General features: G+C 55.4%; 15 protein-coding genes. 9 read left to right on the forward strand and 6 right to left on the reverse strand.

Annotation, left to right across the window (positions count from 1 at the left end; translation table 11 throughout):
* Positions 1 to 78: 78 nt before the first annotated feature.
* The 3 genes from ABXG94_RS04575 to prfA all read right to left on the reverse strand — a co-directional run bounded on the left by ABXG94_RS04575 (position 79) and on the right by prfA (position 2,882).
* The gene (locus tag ABXG94_RS04575; protein ID WP_353532586.1) at positions 79 to 771 is read right to left on the reverse strand and encodes a DUF4167 domain-containing protein; all 693 of its coding nucleotides are present in this window, start codon (positions 769 to 771) and stop codon (positions 79 to 81) included.
* A gap of 219 nt (positions 772 to 990) precedes the next feature.
* Positions 991 to 1,809, reverse strand: a complete 819-nt coding sequence (prmC, locus tag ABXG94_RS04580) for a peptide chain release factor N(5)-glutamine methyltransferase (RefSeq protein ID WP_353532587.1) — start codon at positions 1,807 to 1,809, stop codon at positions 991 to 993.
* 20 nt (positions 1,810 to 1,829) lie between these two features.
* Positions 1,830 to 2,882 carry a peptide chain release factor 1 gene (gene prfA / locus ABXG94_RS04585; RefSeq protein ID WP_353532588.1) on the reverse strand — a complete coding sequence of 351 codons (1,053 nt, stop codon included), beginning with the start codon at positions 2,880 to 2,882 and terminating at the stop codon, positions 1,830 to 1,832.
* Positions 2,883 to 2,943: 61 nt separating this feature from the next.
* Between prfA and ABXG94_RS04590 the strand changes: the two genes are divergently transcribed.
* Positions 2,944 to 3,246 (forward strand): hypothetical protein, encoded by a 303-nt coding sequence (locus ABXG94_RS04590; RefSeq protein ID WP_353532589.1) that lies wholly within the window; start codon positions 2,944 to 2,946, stop codon positions 3,244 to 3,246.
* Here the strand turns inward: ABXG94_RS04590 and ABXG94_RS04595 are convergent.
* Positions 3,160 to 3,606: a DUF1499 domain-containing protein gene (locus ABXG94_RS04595; RefSeq protein WP_353532590.1), complete on the reverse strand. Its 447-nt coding sequence runs from the start codon at positions 3,604 to 3,606 to the stop codon at positions 3,160 to 3,162. The genes ABXG94_RS04590 and ABXG94_RS04595 overlap by 87 nt on opposite strands.
* Before the next feature lie 158 nt (positions 3,607 to 3,764).
* Here ABXG94_RS04595 and mazG point away from each other — a divergent pair, with 158 nt between their 5' ends.
* The 7 genes from mazG to ABXG94_RS04630 all read left to right on the forward strand — a co-directional run bounded on the left by mazG (position 3,765) and on the right by ABXG94_RS04630 (position 10,940).
* On the forward strand, positions 3,765 to 4,586 hold the full coding sequence (gene mazG, locus ABXG94_RS04600; protein ID WP_353532591.1) for a nucleoside triphosphate pyrophosphohydrolase: 822 nt from the start codon (positions 3,765 to 3,767) through the stop codon (positions 4,584 to 4,586).
* A gap of 94 nt (positions 4,587 to 4,680) precedes the next feature.
* Positions 4,681 to 5,694, forward strand: a complete 1,014-nt coding sequence (locus tag ABXG94_RS04605; RefSeq protein ID WP_353532592.1) for a Fe(3+) ABC transporter substrate-binding protein — start codon at positions 4,681 to 4,683, stop codon at positions 5,692 to 5,694.
* A 207-nt stretch (positions 5,695 to 5,901) separates the two neighbouring features.
* Positions 5,902 to 6,852 (forward strand): nucleoside hydrolase, encoded by a 951-nt coding sequence (locus ABXG94_RS04610; protein WP_353532593.1) that lies wholly within the window; start codon positions 5,902 to 5,904, stop codon positions 6,850 to 6,852.
* Positions 6,849 to 7,298 carry a GNAT family N-acetyltransferase gene (locus tag ABXG94_RS04615; RefSeq protein ID WP_353532595.1) on the forward strand — a complete coding sequence of 150 codons (450 nt, stop codon included), beginning with the start codon at positions 6,849 to 6,851 and terminating at the stop codon, positions 7,296 to 7,298. The genes ABXG94_RS04610 and ABXG94_RS04615 overlap by 4 nt, the downstream gene beginning before the upstream one ends.
* A 37-nt stretch (positions 7,299 to 7,335) precedes the next feature.
* Positions 7,336 to 8,754, forward strand: coding sequence for a protein adenylyltransferase SelO (locus ABXG94_RS04620; RefSeq protein WP_353532597.1), 1,419 nt, complete (start codon positions 7,336 to 7,338; stop codon positions 8,752 to 8,754).
* Between the two features lie 85 nt (positions 8,755 to 8,839).
* Positions 8,840 to 10,087 (forward strand): cation:proton antiporter, encoded by a 1,248-nt coding sequence (locus ABXG94_RS04625; protein WP_353532598.1) that lies wholly within the window; start codon positions 8,840 to 8,842, stop codon positions 10,085 to 10,087.
* Between the two features lie 10 nt (positions 10,088 to 10,097).
* Positions 10,098 to 10,940, forward strand: a complete 843-nt coding sequence (locus tag ABXG94_RS04630) for a PhzF family phenazine biosynthesis protein (protein WP_353532599.1) — start codon at positions 10,098 to 10,100, stop codon at positions 10,938 to 10,940.
* Here the strand turns inward: ABXG94_RS04630 and ABXG94_RS04635 are convergent, their stop codons facing one another.
* Positions 10,941 to 12,281, reverse strand: coding sequence for a DEAD/DEAH box helicase (locus ABXG94_RS04635; protein ID WP_353532600.1), 1,341 nt, complete (start codon positions 12,279 to 12,281; stop codon positions 10,941 to 10,943).
* 283 nt (positions 12,282 to 12,564) lie between these two features.
* Between ABXG94_RS04635 and ABXG94_RS04640 the strand changes: the two genes are divergently transcribed.
* Positions 12,565 to 12,987: a Fur family transcriptional regulator gene (locus ABXG94_RS04640; RefSeq protein ID WP_353532602.1), complete on the forward strand. Its 423-nt coding sequence runs from the start codon at positions 12,565 to 12,567 to the stop codon at positions 12,985 to 12,987.
* Between the two features lie 51 nt (positions 12,988 to 13,038).
* Here the strand turns inward: ABXG94_RS04640 and ABXG94_RS04645 are convergent, their stop codons facing one another.
* On the reverse strand, positions 13,039 to 14,154 hold the full coding sequence (locus ABXG94_RS04645) for a PAS domain-containing sensor histidine kinase (protein ID WP_353532604.1): 1,116 nt from the start codon (positions 14,152 to 14,154) through the stop codon (positions 13,039 to 13,041).
* Between the last annotated feature and the right edge of the window lie 216 nt (positions 14,155 to 14,370).

The raw sequence follows: 14,370 nt of genomic DNA on the forward strand, positions 1-14,370 counted from the left end.
CCAGCCCGCAACCAAACACCCCGCACTAACGCAAAAGGCCCAGACAATGTCTGGGCCTTTTCGATAATCTGTTTGATGCTATTCTGCGGCTTTTGGCTCTTCTGGCTCAATCGCCGGTTTGGCCGCAGGTTTAGCGCGGCGGCGGCGCGGTTTTGGTGCCTCTGCTGGTTTTTCCTCTGCAGCGTCTTTGGGCGCATCGCTCTCAGCAGCCTCTGGCGCGGCCGCCTCTTCCTTGCGGCGTGGACGGCGCCGTGGCTTAGGCTTGCTGGCTGTTTCTGGGGCTTCGGGTGTTTCCACCAGCCCGTTGTCTGTACGGTTATCAACCACTTCCATGGCCACATCAGGCTGCGGTGCCTGTGACGGATCAGCGGCAACAGCAGGCTGCGGCGCAGGGGCCGCGGCTGGCGATGGCTGGTTGGATTCGCGTTCCTGACGTTCAGCACGTGCCGCCCGTTCCCGGTCACGCTCGGCCTGACGCTCACGATTCTGCCGTTCTTGCTCTTCGCGGCGCGCATCCATTTCGCGCTGCGCGTCACTTAGCATGCGCAGATAATGTTCTGCGTGTTGCTGGAAATTCTCTGCAGCGACACGGTCATTGGCCAGTTGTGCATCGCGCGCCAGCTGGTTGTATTTGTCGATGATCTGCTGCGGCGTACCGCGCACCTTTCCCTCTGGACCCGAGCTGTCAAAAACACGATTGACAATATTGCCGGAGGGACGGTTGTTGTTGCGGTTATTCTTGGATCGCGAACGGGATTTCGAAGATCTCATGGTTTTGCTGTCCAGCCTTGGAATCACTGCTTTTTATGACGTTGCGAGTGCCCTCATGGCGAAATGCGCGGTCATAATATTTTGGGCATATCGACCAACGGGACACCCCGCCAGGGGATCCATCGTTTGATCTATTTCTGGTTATCCTGCTCTGTCATAGCATACAAGGGCCAGTTATGAATTTTAGGTAAAAAAGTCTGAAATCCGCCTAATGTCACGCTATTTTGACGATTTATTGCCACAGACAACCCGATCGCGCCCATCTAAGTCGGGCAAAACCCGGACGTCCTTTAACCCGGCGCGCATGAATATGTCGCAAACATCCCGCCCTTGTTTCCAGCCAATCTCGACCATCAGCGTACCATTGTCGGCCAAATGAGCTTTGGCATCTTTTGCAAGCGTCACATAAGGCGACAGCCCATCGCCACCCGGCGTTAACGCCAAATGTGGGTCATGCAGGGCCACATCCGGGTCAAGAACCGTCATTTCCTGATCGGTAATATAGGGTGGATTGGACACAATCAGATCAAACTCCCCGGCAATCTCTGCGAACCAATCCGACTGTACCAAGGTCAAACGATCTTGCACCCCGTGCGTCGTGGCATTTCTGCCAGAAACCGCAAGGCAGGCCGCGCTGATATCGCAGGCCACGGCTTGCGCTGTGGGCCATTCCGTCAGCAAGGTCACCGCAATAATGCCGCTGCCACATCCCAGATCTATCAACCGTTTGGGCACAGGCAGCTCTAACGCCGCAGCAATCAGGCATTCGGTTTCTGGTCTGGGGTCAAGCACGTCCGGCGTCACCTCAAAGTCACGCCCCCAAAAGCTGCGCCGCCCCAAGATGCGCGACACGGGTTCGCGCGCCACACGCCGCGCCAGAAATTGATGAAATGTGCCCGCTTGGGATTCTGTGATTTCCAGGTCAGGTTCCAACGTCATGCGTGCCACTGGCAGACCGACCACCTCGGCCAACAGCAAACGCGCATCGCGTTCAGGTCCCGGAATACCCGCCTCACGCAAGGCACGCGTGCCCTGCATCAAAACCTGCCGCAATTGCATCACTGCATTTCAGCCAATTGTGTGGCCTGATCATCCGCTGTCAGCGCATCAACAATTTCGTCCAAATCGCCCTGCATGATCTGGTCCAGCTTATAAAGCGTCAGGTTGATGCGGTGATCTGACATGCGACCTTGCGGGAAATTATAGGTGCGGATGCGTTCAGAACGATCCCCCGACCCCACTTGGCTTTTGCGGCTGTCAGAGCGTTCGTCATGCAACCGTTGGCGTTCTGCGTCATACAGACGGGTTTTTAAAACACCCATGGCAATTTCACGGTTGCGGTGTTGGGATTTTTCGGCCGACACCACCACAATCCCCGACGGAATATGGGTGATGCGCACCGCAGAATCGGTGGTGTTCACGTGCTGCCCACCAGAGCCAGAGGCCCGCATGGTATCAATGCGAATATCACCAGCCTCAATGTTGATATCAACGTCTTGGGCTTCTGGCAGAACCGCGACCGTCGCCGCCGATGTATGCACACGTCCACCGCTTTCGGTTTCAGGCACCCGCTGCACCCGATGCACACCGCTTTCATATTTCAGACGCGCAAAAACATTCTCGCCTTTGATATTGGCGATACATTCCTTGATCCCGCCCAGCTCGGTTTCGTTCAGCTCAACGATGTCAAAGCTCCAGCCGCGTTTCTCGGAATAACGCTGATACATGCGCAGCAAATCACCGGCAAACAGGGCCGCTTCATCACCGCCAGTGCCCGGGCGAATTTCAATCATCGCCGGGCGCGCATCTGCCTCATCTTTGGGCAAAAGCGCCAATTGCAACGCCTTTTCGATTTCCGGCAACTGCGCTTTAAGTTGCGGCAGCTCTTCCTCGGCCAACTCCCGCATATCAGCGTCGTCCATCATCAATTCAGCCTCTTCCAGATCCGCAAGCAATTGTTTGTATGCTGCAATCTGTTCCACCACCGGCTTGATGTCGGAATACTCTTTGGCCAGAGCCGCAATGTCTGCGCCTGCTGTGCCTTCTGCCATCTGCGCTTCAAGAAACTCAAAGCGTTGGGCAATCTGTTCTAAACGATCAAAAGGAACCATGGGGCTACCTTCCTTATCCAAGGGATTTGGTCAAGGCCCCAAGCTGTGATACACTCTGAGGATGCAAAAACTTGGTCTATCTTTGTTGATTTTGATGCTGGCGGGGCCTTTGTTGGCCGATGTGACCGCCCCGAGTGGCCGCACCATCGATTGCTTTTGCACCGATAAGACCGGCAGCCGTGTCGAACTAGGTGAATTTATCTGCCTGCAAGTCGACGGGCGCATGTTCATGGCGCAGTGCCAGATGTCGCTGAATGTCCCGATGTGGCGCGAGATTTCACCGGGCTGCCTGAGTTCCGATCTGAACGGCGGGCAAAGCAGCAACCCATCGATCCAAACGGGCAGCGTTGACGCCAAAATCTGACTTGCCAAACCGCAGACGCCCATAGACCACCAGCCCTTTGTCGGTGGTCTGAAGGGTTGTGTAGTCCGGAAAGCCTAATAACTTGCTGCGGGTCACAAAGGTGATCATGCCGTCAGACACAGCGCCTGCCAGCACTTTTGTATGCGGTTCTGCCAAAATGATATCCTGTAATACTGCCAATGTCTGGGCCGACCCGGGCACAATCCGCACCGCACCACCAGCCAAGGCCTGTGCCTGTACACTTGCAGGCCCAACATGCCAGATCTCGGCACGACTTGGCGCAAAACGCACATAGGCCAACGCCAAGACCAAAAGGCCCACGAGCCCTGCCAAAAACAATCCCATCTTATTGCGTGCCACCCGATGTCCTTTGATGCCAAGGCCTCAGATAGGCCTGAGAGGGGCAAAAGAAAATGCCGGCTTTGATTGACCTCACGGCACCCTGCCCCCGCGCGGCTCTTTACTCTGCCAAACTTCTGATTTCAGATGCGCCCAGATAACGACAGGACAGCAATCCCATGGCAGATGATTCTCTTATTCACAATCCCAAGGGCGGCATGCCGCGACTGCTTGAAATCATGCGTTGCCTGCGCGATCCGCTAACCGGCTGCCCCTGGGATATTGAACAAGATTTCAACACCATTGCGCCCTACACCATAGAAGAGGCCTACGAGGTGGCTGATGCGATCGAGCGCGAAGCTTGGGACGAGCTGAAGGGCGAGCTGGGCGATTTGTTGTTTCAATCAGTGTTTCACGCCCAAATGGCCAGTGAAAAGGGCCTGTTCAGCTTTGACGAGGTGGCCGACACCATGTCAGACAAAATGGTGGCCCGGCATCCGCATGTGTTTGGCGATGAAAATCGCGACAAATCCGCAGAGCAACAAACCAAAGATTGGGAAACCATCAAGGCCGCCGAGCGCGCTGCCAAGGCGCAACAAGGCACGCTTGATGGGGTCGCAGTAGGCCTGCCCGCACTTTTGCGGGCGGTAAAGCTGCAAAAACGTGCGGCGCGCGTGGGCTTTGACTGGCCCGATGTCTCACATGTGATCGATAAAATCATCGAAGAAAGCCACGAGCTGGTCGAGGCCCGCGATACGCTGACCCAGTCCGAAGTCGAGGAAGAATTTGGTGATCTGTTGTTTGTGATGGCCAATTTGGCCCGGCACATGAACGTCGAACCCGAGGCCGCCCTGCGTGCCACAAATGCCAAATTTATCAGGCGTTTTGAAAAGGTTGAAGCAAAACTGGCAGCGCGCGGAAAGTCCCCTAGCCAATCCGATCTGGCGGAAATGGACGCGCTATGGGACGTGGTGAAACGCGAAGAAAAAGCCAATGGCTAAGGCATAAAATACCTGACTACAAATATCAGGTATTGACCCGACTAAAAAACTCGGATTAAAGACGGCCAACGAAACACAAACGAATGGTATAGACATGTTCGCGACACTCAAGAACACAGCCTTCGCAGCCGCCGCTACGATGATCGCCCTGCCCGCATTTGCAGATGAGGTAAATGTTTACTCGTATCGCCAGCCAGAGCTGATCAAGCCGCTGACCGATGCGTTCACCGCAGAAACGGGCATCAAAGTGAATGTTGCCTATCTGGCAAAAGGTATGATCGAACGTCTTGAAGCCGAAGGCGCGCGTTCGCCTGCTGATGTGATCCTGACCGTTGATATTTCCCGCCTTGCTGGCGTGGTAAATGCCGGCCTGACGCAAGCGGTTGAAAGCGAAACGCTGACTGCCAACGTGCCCGCCCAATACCGTGACCCAGAAAACCACTGGTTTGGCCTGACCACCCGCGCCCGCATCGTCTATGCGTCCAAAGACCGTGTGGCCGACGGTGAGGTCACCACCTACGAAGATCTGGCTGACCCCAAGTGGAACGGCCGTATCTGTATCCGCTCTGGCACCAATGCCTATAATGTGGCGCTGACCTCTGCGGTCCTGCACCACAACGGCGAAGCCGCCACAACCGCTTGGCTTGAGGGCGTAAAAGCCAACCTGGCCCGCAAACCCCAGGGCAACGACCGCGCTCAGGTCAAAGCCATCTGGGCTGGCGAATGTGACATCTCTGTGGGCAACACCTACTACATGGGCAAAATGCTGGCGGATGAGGAACAAAAAGCCTGGGCCGACAGCGTAAACGTGATCTTCCCCACATTTGAAAACGGCGGCACCCATGTGAATGTTTCTGGCGTTGCCATGACAAAATCAGCGCCAAACAAAGACGCGGCCCTGAAAATGATGGAATTCCTGACCTCTCCAAAAGCGCAGGAAATCTACGCCGAAGCGAACTTTGAATATCCAATCGCCGAAGGCACCCAAGCCATTGACCTGGTCAAGAACTGGGGCAGCTTCACACCAGATGACGTCAACCTGATGACATTGGCCGCAAAACGCGACGCGGCTCTTAAGTTGGTGGATATCGTCGATTTTGACGGCTGACACGTGATCATTTCACACTGACAATCAGGGCACCTTCGGGTGCCCTTTTGCATTCATCTTTCCCGAAATACTCCGGGGGTCTGGGGGCTGGCCCCCAGAGCGTCCCCATATCAGCCCGCAAGCAAACCATCGCCACCCAAGGGCTTTCTGCTGGACATCCCACCGACCAGCACCCAAGGTTGAAACAACGCTCTTCAAAGGCAAAAAATGTCCGGCACCCCACGCAAAATAATCATCGACACAGACCCCGGCCAAGACGACGCGGCGGCAATCTTTCTGGCCTTGGCCAGCCCCCAAGATCTGACGGTTCTGGGCATCACCACAGTTGCGGGCAATGTGCCGCTAGATCTCACCCAGAAAAACGCCCGTATTGTCTGTGAATGGGCCGGTTGGCCTGACACCAAAGTCTTTGCGGGCTGTGAGGCTCCAATGACGCGCAAGCTTGTCACCGCCGAACATGTGCATGGCAAAACCGGTCTGGATGGTCCCGCCCAGCTGCCTGAACCAAAAATGCCGCTGCAAACCCAGCACGCCGTTGATTTCATTATCCAAACCCTGCGCGAAGAACCGGATCAAAGCGTCACCCTTTGCACGCTTGGGCCGCTGACAAACATCGGCACCGCCTTTAAACAGGCCCCCGATATCGTCAGCCGTGTGCGCGAAATCGTCATGATGGGCGGTGCGTATTTTGAGGTTGGCAACATCACCCCGGCAGCAGAGTTCAATATCTACGTTGACCCTCAGGCCGCCGATATCGTGTTTCGCTCGGGTCGCCCCCTGACCGTCATGCCGTTGGATGTCACCCATAAGGCACTAACAACCAAAGCCCGCATTCAGGCGATGCGCGACACTGCCACGACCGCGGGGATCGCCATGGCAGACATGACCGCATTTTTTGAACGGTTTGACGTGGATAAATACGGCTCTCAAGGTGCCCCCTTGCATGACCCCTGCGTCATCGCCTATTTGCTGCAACCCGACCTGTTTTCTGGCCGCCATGTGAACGTGATGATCGAAACCTCTTCTGATCTGACCCTTGGCATGACAGTCGCAGACTGGTGGGGCGTCACCGACCGTAAACCTAATGCACAATTCATGGATCAGATTGACGCTGATCGCTTCTTTGCGCTTTTGACCGAAAGACTGGCCCGCCTATGAGCACCGCCCTGCATCTGGCAAAACCAGCTGATCTGCCCAAGCTCATGCCGCTTGTGACAGCCTTTCACCGCGAGTTGGATTTGAGCACTGAAGAGACCGCATTGGAACGCGCCATCATTCCGCTGCTTAATGGCTCGCCCTATGGCGCGGTCTATCTCATGGGACCGGCCCGCGCACCGATTGGCTATGTGACGCTGACGTTTGGCTGGTCGATCGAATTTGGCGGTATGGATTGCTTTATTGACGAAATCTTTGTGCGCCCTGGCGTGCGCGGGCGCGGCATGGCGCTTGATGCTTTGGTGTCGCTGCGTAACATGCTGAAATCGGCTGACGTTCAGGCCATCCACCTCGAGGTCGAACGCGACAATAAAGATGTGCAACGGCTTTATGGTCGGGCCCATTTCAAACTGCGGGACCGCTTTTCACTGATGAGCCTCAAGCTCTGAACTGGCCCCCCCACAATATCCCCCCTATATAGGTTTCATGACCCTATCCATTCCCTTTGATAACGCCTATGCGCGCCTGCCGGCACAGCTGTTTTCCTTGCAGATGCCGACACCCGTCAGCGCCCCGCGTCTGATTGCCTTTAACCACAATCTTGCGGCGCAGTTGGGCATCACCGGCTACGACGACAGTGAAGAACTCGCGCAGGTCTTTGCTGGCAACGAGACCCCAGCCAGGGCCAAACCCTTGGCCCAGCTATACGCAGGACACCAGTTTGGGCATTGGAACCCGCAATTGGGCGACGGGCGCGCAGTTCTTCTGGGCGATCTCAACACCGATCAAGGGCGGTTTGATATCCAGCTCAAAGGCTCTGGTCCAACCCCTTACAGCCGCAACGGCGATGGCCGTGCTTGGCTTGGTCCGGTGTTGCGCGAATATTTACTGTCAGAAGCCATGCACGCGCTTGGCATTCCGACCACACGCGCCTTGGCTGCTGTTGAAACCGGCCAACCCGTGCAGCGTGAAAAAGTGCTGCCTGGCGCGGTGATCACCCGCGTTGCTGCAAGCCATATCCGCGTGGGCACGTTTCAGGTGCTTGCGGCCCGTCAGGACATAGAAGGCCTGCGCGCACTGTTTGAACATGCCGTAGATCGCCATTACCCAACAGCCACCACACCGCTGGACTTTCTGAAAGCGGTGATCGCCGCGCAGGCCAGCCTCGTTGCCAAATGGCTGTCTGTGGGCTTTATCCACGGGGTCATGAACACCGACAATTGCGCCATTTCAGGTGAAACCATCGACTATGGCCCCTGCGCCTTTATGGATAATTTCCATCAAATGACGGTGTTTTCCTCGATAGATCGCAAGGGCCGCTATGCCTATGGCAACCAGCCTGACATCATCGTTTGGAACATGGCGCAACTAGCGACATCATTGGTGCCATTGATGCCGGACGCCGATCAGGCTGTTACAGATTTCACCGCGGCCATTCACGCCATGCCAGAGCTTATTCGTCATAATTGGCGCCGCGCGTTTGGGGCCAAACTTGGTCTGGCAAATCCCACAGAAAAAGACGACGCGCTGATCAATGGCTTACTGCACATGATGTCAGAACAAAGCGCCGATTTCACCAACACGTTCCGGGCCTTGTCACATGGCAGCGCGCGCGATCAATTCACCGATCAAGCGGCGTATATATCCTGGCACGAAACTTGGGAAAACCGATTGAATACAATGGATAACCCTGAAAACCTCATGCGGATGTCAAACCCATATCTGATCCCGCGCAACCACCAGGTCGAAGCGGTGATCCAAGCGGGCGTCAACGCAGATTTTGCCCCCTTCCACCGGTTACACGCAGCCTTGGCCGCACCGTTTCAAGGCACGGCGGACACAAGCGACCTTACAGCGCCACCTGCCGAAAACGAGCGGGTTTTGGCCACGTTCTGCGGCACTTAATAGGTTGGTAAACCTGTGGAGTTTTCACAGGTTGCATGCTAGGCGGCTAATGTTGCCCTAAATTGCCGCGCGAAAGTGAACTGTTATGAATATTTTGCAAATTACCTCATTGCTGATTGTGCTCGCCGGCGCATTTGGTGCCATCAATTACCTGTTTTTAAAACTGCCCTCTGCTATCGGAATCCTAGTGGTGGCTCTTTTGGCCAGTTTTGGCGTTCTGGGGGTGGATCTTTTGCTGCCCGATCTTGGCATTGCCACAACAGCGCGCGGGCTGATCACAAGCATCGACTTTTCTGATGCGCTGCTCGAAGGCATGCTCGGTCTGTTGCTTTTTGCGGGCGCGCTGCATGTCAAACTCGCAGATCTCAAACAACAATGGAAAGTGGTTTTCCTGATGGCCACGCTGGGTGTGGCCCTGTCGACCTGCGTGGTGGGGGTTGGCTTTAGCTGGCTCACCGGCATGCCGCTGTTGATCGCTTTGGTGTTTGGCGCATTGATTTCACCCACCGACCCCGTGGCCGTGCTAGGTGTTCTGCGCGAAGCAAACCTGCGCAAAACCCTTGAAACCAAAATCGCCGGGGAATCGCTGTTTAACGATGGCGTCGGCTATGTGGTTTTTCTGGTTCTGGTAGGCATTGCCTTTCCCAGTGATGATCACCATGGGTCTGGCCTGACCGCCGCGCTCACCCTCTTTGTGCAAGAGGCCCTTGGCGGCGCACTTTTGGGTATTGTTTTGGGCTGGCTGACATTCCGCGTCATGCGCCGCATAGATGATTACAGCCTCGAAGTTCTGCTGACCCTTGGCCTGGCCTTTGGCGGCTACGAGCTTGCGGTTTATCTGCATGTCTCTGCCCCGATCATGGCGGTTTGTGCGGGGTTGTTGATTGGCGACATTGGCACCAAACACGGTATGACAGCGCAAACCCGCCAATATGTCGACGCCTTTTGGAAACTGATCGACGAAATCCTCAATGCGGTTTTGTTCCTGATGATTGGTTTCGAGGTCTTTGCCATCGCCTTTCAGACAGATTTTCTGGTGGCCGGAGTCGCCTCGATCGCATTAGCGCTTGTTGCCCGTCTGACCGCCGTCGCAGTCCCGGTGCTTTTGTTGCGGCCGTTTCGTGAGTTCAGCCAAGGCGTGATCCCGATCATGACCTGGGGCGGCCTCAAGGGCGGCATCTCGGTGGCTTTGGCGCTGTCGCTGCCAGACAGCGAATGGAAACCGCTGATCCTGACCGCGACCTATGTGGTGGTGATCTTCTCGATTGTGGTTCAGGGTTTGACAGTGGCGCCACTGGCCAACAAAGTGGGCCGTGAACCCGACCTGATGTAAGGCCACCGTAATGACTGATTTCTTTGTGTATGATGTGTTTTCCGCCAAAGCATTTGGTGGCAACCAACTGGCGATTGTCCCCGATGCAACAGCCTTGCCCGAAGACGACCTGCAACGCATCGCTCGCGAATTCAATTATTCAGAAAGCACCTTTGTCTTTCCGCCTGCAATCCCCGGACATCGCGCCAAAGTGCGCATCTTTACCCCGACAATGGAAATCCCCTTTGCGGGCCATCCGGTGATCGGCACTGCTGTGGCGCTGGCCGATATCGGCCCAGCCGGTGATATGATACTGGAATTGGGAGTTGGTCCTCTGGCCTGCCATGCCGCCCAGGGACAGGCGCGTTTCACCACAGAAGTGCCGCTGACGATCATCGCAGAGCCAACGCTTGACGAGGTCTCAGCGGCTTTGGGGCTTAAATCGTCTGACATCAAAACCGATATTCAGCCGCCTATCCTGGCCTCAGTGGGCCTGCCATTTACCATCACTGAACTGCACAGCCGGGCCGCTCTGGCCAATATTCAGCTTGATGTGGCCAAATTTCGCGCCGGGGCGCAAAAATACCCCAACAGTCTAGATTTTGCACAGTTTTCCTATGTCAAAAACGGCGACACGGTTCATGCCCGTATGTTCGCCCCTCTGGATAACATCTACGAAGATCCCGCCACCGGATCAGCCTGCGCGGCCCTTGGCGCGCTTTTACAACATCTGGGCAAAACCGATCTTCACCTGACCATTCATCAGGGCGAGGACATGGGGCGGCACAGCATCATTGATCTCAAAACAAACGGCCCCGCGATAACCATATCGGGGGCCGCTAAACGCGTCATGCAAGGGCAATTGGTTTATTGATTAGCTGGCCGCGGCTTTAGGGCCGCGTTTGCCGCGCGGTGGACCACTGCGACGCGCCCCACCGGGTTTGCCACCGCCGCCAGCGCCACCGCCGCCACCTGGGCGTCCGCGCCCACCGCCGGGCTTGCCAAATTTGCGACCGCCGCCACCGCCACCACCGCCGCCGCGACCACCACGACCTTTGGACTTGTGGCTTGGATCATCAAGATCCATCCACGGGTTGCCAGAGGCGGTTGGGATTGTCGATTTCAAAACTTTCTGAATCGCGCGCAATTCATCGCACTCATCGGGCGCACAAAAGGCAATTGCAGCCCCGTCCATACCGGCGCGTGCTGTACGGCCAATACGATGGACATAATTGTCCGGCACATTTGGCAAATCATAGTTATACACGTGACGCACCGTCGGAATATCCAAGCCACGCGCGGCCACATCCGTGGCCACCAACACTTTGATTTCCCCATTACGGAATGCTTTGATCGCCCGCTCACGCTGTCCTTGGCTTTTGTTGCCATGCACAGATGTGGCCGCATAATTGTTTTTCACCAGGGTTTTCATCAACCGCTCGGCACCATGTTTGGTACGGGTGAACACAATAGAGGCTTCGTCTTTATGCTCTGCCAGCAATTCGATCAGCAGGCTGGTCTTCTCAGCCTTGGCAATGAAATGCACCGATTGGGTGATCTTATCGGCGGCTTTGCCCGGAGGCGATACTTGAATGCGCACGGGGCTTTTCAAATATGAAGTGGCGATTTCGTTCATTTGTTTTGGCATGGTGGCCGAAAACAACATGGTCTGGCGTTCTGCTGGCAGAACATTCGAGATCGTGCGCAATGCGTGAATAAAGCCCAGATCCAACATTTGATCGGCTTCGTCCAACACCAGAAAATCGGTGTCGTCAAATTTAATGGCGCGACGCTCGATCAAGTCAATCAAACGACCCGGTGTCGCAACAATCACGTCTGTGCCACGCGATACGCGTTGGATCTGCGGGTTAATCGCCACTCCACCCACAACCAAGCCCACCTTAAACGGTGTGCCCTCGGTCAAGCCACGTATGGCCACAGCGATCTGATTGGCCAGCTCGCGGGTTGGGGCCAAAATCAAGGCGCGCACCGAATGCGGCGTTGGTTTGGTGCCGTAGCTTTGCAATTGTGCAATCAAAGGCAGGCCAAAGGCCAAGGTCTTACCGGTGCCAGTCTGGGCCAAACCCATGACATCTTTGCCATTCAGCGCCTCAGGGATCGCCCGATCCTGAATCGGCGTTGGTTTGGTCAACCCTTGGGCCGCCAAACGTTCCACAAGGTTTTTGGGCAAGCCCAACTCGTCAAAGTCAGCCATAAAATAGTCCTTTCGCGCCCAATCCGGGCGTAGGTGGTTGCCGCCATACGCAGCGGGTGCCTCTTGCACCCCTGCCCGACAGCCGCCCCACGCGTGATTTTGGGAACGCGTCCTGAAGCTGGCTTTTCGCCTAAACGCTCACGCTACAAACTACAGGTTGCGGGCATGTGCGCCCAAAACCTGTTGCAGTCAAGCCTGTTTTCTCGTGGATAACTTGCCAAAGACGCTAGAAATGCGACGATACGCATTGTATTGAGACACTTCAGACCGCCGCGGAGCCAGCATGACCACTGACACAATCATTTCCAGATGCGAAGCTCAGGGCCTGCGCATGACCGAACAACGCCGTACCATTGCGGCGGTTCTTCAGGAAAGCAGCGACCACCCGGATGTAGAAGAACTCTATGCCCGCGCCAGCGCCCGCGACGCCGCCATTTCGCTGGCCACCGTCTATCGTACGGTTAAGCTTTTCCAAGAAGCTGGCATTCTGGACAAACTGGAATTTGGCGATGGCCGCGCACGCTATGAAGATGCAGAACGCGAACACCATGACCATCTGATCGATATCACCACCGGTCAGGTGATTGAGTTCATGGATCCAGACATCGAAAAACTTCAGGAAAAAATTGCCGCCAAATTAGGCTACCGACTGCGCGGTCATAAACTGGAACTCTATGGCGTGCCTATAAAACGCCCGGCTGAATAATCTGACCCATTAAAACCAATTTCGAAAATGCGCGTTCAATAGCGGGTTGGATCAAGCTGACGCTTTATCCTTAAGCAAGGGGAACCCGACCCAAAAAGTCGCGCCACCATCGTCATTGTTGAAATACCCAATTTCACCGCCCATGCCTTCGGTCATCTGTTTACAGATCGACAATCCCAGCCCTGTGCTTTTGAATTTCTGCTTTTCCCCAGACTTGGCCTGCGCAAACCGCGTAAACATCCGGCCCTGCAGCTCTTCTGGCACACCAGGTCCATGGTCGCGCACCGTATAGCGCACCTGACCTTCCTCTATGGCCAGACCAATTTCAATTTCGGATTCAGACGGCGAGAATTTGGCGGCGTTTGACAACAGGTTGGACAGGATTTGATGCAAACGATTGACGTCCGCCTCAATCCAAAGCGGGGCATCGCCGTCAGGCAAAATCTGCCGAATGCTTTGCCCGTCTTGCAAATAGCCCTGCATCGACAATGTCGCGTCCGCAGAAACCTCGCGGGCATCCAATGTGCCGATATCATAGGAAAGCGCGCCGCTCTCCAATGATTTGAAATCCAACAATTCATTGACCATATGCAGCAAACGGTTGCTGTTGCGCTGCGCAAGTTGCAGCAAATTGCTCACCGGTCCCGGCAGCTCACCAATTTTGCCGCTATTGACCATTTTCAAAGCCCCAAGGACCGAAGTTAAAGGCGTGCGCAATTCATGGCTGATCATCGCCACAAACTCGTCTTTGGCTTTATCTTCTTCAACACGGTCAGACACGTCAATATGAATGCCTGCCAATCCGGTTGGTTTGCCATCGTTGTCGCGCCCGGTCACCCCAGCGTCTGATTGCACCCAGACCCAATGGCCCTCTTCGTGCCGCAGGCGGAAAGTCGTCTTGCTGCGCTCAGCCTCGCCCGCAAACAACGCGCTGTCTGCCGCGTGCACCGCTTTCACATCATCAGGATGCAACCGCGCCATCAATTCGTCTTGCGGAGAGATCACCGCATCAGCCGGCAGGCCAAGCATTGTCTTCCACGATTTGTTCACATTGGAATCACCGGTACGCAAATCAAGGTCAAACAACCCCATTCCCGCCTCGGTCAGAACCTCTTTTGCCCGGTCGGCCGACATCCGTGTATCGGCCAGTTCTTTTGACTGGGTCACTCTGTCCTCCGTCCCTGCATTTATTCTCTTATCCCCTAACCCAATTAATAAACAAAATTTTCACAATCGCCAGCGAAACGCTCGATATGGCGCATTTTAATCAACAATTTGGCCGCATTAAGGGGGGTTTTGGGCAATTCTTGCGCCATTTGGTGTTTCAGCACCACCGCCATTCTACGTCAGATTGCGTAAAATCGAAAATAATTCCCCTTACGG

The sequence above is a fragment of the Cognatishimia sp. WU-CL00825 genome, from assembly GCF_040364665.1.
Lineage (GTDB): Bacteria > Pseudomonadota > Alphaproteobacteria > Rhodobacterales > Rhodobacteraceae > Cognatishimia.

Coding starts and splice junctions, on each gene's coding strand:
- ABXG94_RS04575 (WP_353532586.1), bottom strand. CDS start 771: ATGAGATCTTCGAAATCCCGTTCGCGATCCAAGAATAACCGCAACAAC.
- prmC (WP_353532587.1), bottom strand. CDS start 1,809: ATGCAGGGCACGCGTGCCTTGCGTGAGGCGGGTATTCCGGGACCTGAA.
- prfA (WP_353532588.1), bottom strand. CDS start 2,882: ATGGTTCCTTTTGATCGTTTAGAACAGATTGCCCAACGCTTTGAGTTT.
- ABXG94_RS04590 (WP_353532589.1), top strand. CDS start 2,944: ATGCAAAAACTTGGTCTATCTTTGTTGATTTTGATGCTGGCGGGGCCT.
- mazG (WP_353532591.1), top strand. CDS start 3,765: ATGGCAGATGATTCTCTTATTCACAATCCCAAGGGCGGCATGCCGCGA.
- ABXG94_RS04605 (WP_353532592.1), top strand. CDS start 4,681: ATGTTCGCGACACTCAAGAACACAGCCTTCGCAGCCGCCGCTACGATG.
- ABXG94_RS04610 (WP_353532593.1), top strand. CDS start 5,902: ATGTCCGGCACCCCACGCAAAATAATCATCGACACAGACCCCGGCCAA.
- ABXG94_RS04615 (WP_353532595.1), top strand. CDS start 6,849: ATGAGCACCGCCCTGCATCTGGCAAAACCAGCTGATCTGCCCAAGCTC.
- ABXG94_RS04620 (WP_353532597.1), top strand. CDS start 7,336: ATGACCCTATCCATTCCCTTTGATAACGCCTATGCGCGCCTGCCGGCA.
- ABXG94_RS04625 (WP_353532598.1), top strand. CDS start 8,840: ATGAATATTTTGCAAATTACCTCATTGCTGATTGTGCTCGCCGGCGCA.
- ABXG94_RS04630 (WP_353532599.1), top strand. CDS start 10,098: ATGACTGATTTCTTTGTGTATGATGTGTTTTCCGCCAAAGCATTTGGT.
- ABXG94_RS04635 (WP_353532600.1), bottom strand. CDS start 12,281: ATGGCTGACTTTGACGAGTTGGGCTTGCCCAAAAACCTTGTGGAACGT.
- ABXG94_RS04640 (WP_353532602.1), top strand. CDS start 12,565: ATGACCACTGACACAATCATTTCCAGATGCGAAGCTCAGGGCCTGCGC.